Annotated in this window: 1 protein-coding gene; it reads right to left on the bottom strand. The window is 45.1% G+C overall.

Features of this window, described 5'->3' with window-relative positions; translation table 11 throughout:
- Positions 1 to 317, bottom strand: a 317-nt coding sequence (locus AAEY62_RS21365) for a polyprenyl synthetase family protein (protein ID WP_350636385.1), incomplete at both ends; no start/stop codon positions are given.

Raw genomic sequence — 317 nt, 5'->3', positions numbered from 1 at the left:
CTATAGCGTCACGGATCAGCTGTGTTTGCTGCTCATTACCATGTTGCATTGCATAAATAAGCGGCAGAGTTGGTTTCCCTTCGGCTAAATCATCACCAATATTTTTACCTAATTGATCTGCATCTGCGTTGTAATCAAGTACGTCATCAACGAGCTGAAACGCAGTACCTAAATGCATGCCGTATAGGTTAAGCGCATCAAGCGTGGCTTGGTTTTGCTCAGTAATAATGGCCGCAAGGCCTGTCGCGGCTTCAAATAGCTTAGCGGTTTTAGAGTAAATAACCTGCATATAACTCGCTTCAGTGGTGTCGGGGTCA

The organism is Pseudoalteromonas sp. GW168-MNA-CIBAN-0100, assembly GCF_040309225.1.
Lineage (GTDB): Bacteria > Pseudomonadota > Gammaproteobacteria > Enterobacterales > Alteromonadaceae > Pseudoalteromonas > Pseudoalteromonas arctica.
Note: the sequence above shows the minus strand (reverse complement) of the source record. Positions and strands in the feature narration are given on the sequence as shown.